1 protein-coding gene is annotated in these 749 nt (G+C 65.0%); it reads right to left on the bottom strand.

Going from position 1 to position 749, the window contains the following annotated elements:
• Positions 1-749, bottom strand: a 749-nt coding sequence (locus A2J01_RS23545) for an oxidoreductase (RefSeq protein WP_064113702.1), incomplete at both ends; no start/stop codon positions are given.

Genomic DNA, 749 nt, shown 5'->3' with positions numbered 1-749 from the left:
GACGTGTGCGAGGGTCGGGTAGTCGGTGTACCCCGCTTCGCCGCCGCCGTAGAGGGTGGTCGGGTCCACAGCGTTCAGTGGCGCTCCCAGGCGTAGACGGTCGACGACATCGGGGTTCGCCAGTGCGAACTGCCCCAGCGGCGCGATGTCAGCCAGACCGGCGTCGATGTCGCCGGAGATCTGCTCACGCGTGCGCCCGAAGCGCACGATCAGGACAGCGGTCGGCCACACGTCACGGAACGAGCGGAGCAAATCGTCGTCACCGACATGATGGACGTGGAGGTAGGCAAGGCTCAGTGCCGCGAGTTCCCCGACCAGGTGCGTGTACTGGGCGCGCACGCTCCCGATCTCACCTTCGTCGATCCCGCCCAACGGCATCGACGGGGAAATCCGGATCCCCACCCGATCGGCTCCGATTTCTTCTGCCACTGCCGCGGCGACCTCGATCACGAAGCGAGACCGGTTTTCCACCGATCCGCCGTACTGATCAGTGCGGTGGTTCGAGTTCGGGGAGAGGAATTGGTGCAGCAAATACCCGTTCGCAGCGTGAATCTCCACCCCGTCTGCGCCTGCTGCGATCGCGGATGCCGCAGCATGCCGGAAATCGGCGATCGTCGTCTCAATGTCGGAGATGCTCATCTCCCGCGGCACCGGAGTCTTCTGCGGACCGGTCGCGGTGAACATGTCCTGATCAGCCGAGATGGCCGAGGGGGCTACCGGCGGACGGTGATGTGTTGTGTTGTCCGGGT

The organism is Rhodococcus sp. EPR-134, from assembly GCF_001647205.1.
In the GTDB taxonomy this organism is placed as follows: domain Bacteria; phylum Actinomycetota; class Actinomycetes; order Mycobacteriales; family Mycobacteriaceae; genus Rhodococcus_F; species Rhodococcus_F qingshengii.
Note: the sequence above shows the minus strand (reverse complement) of the source record. Positions and strands in the feature narration are given on the sequence as shown.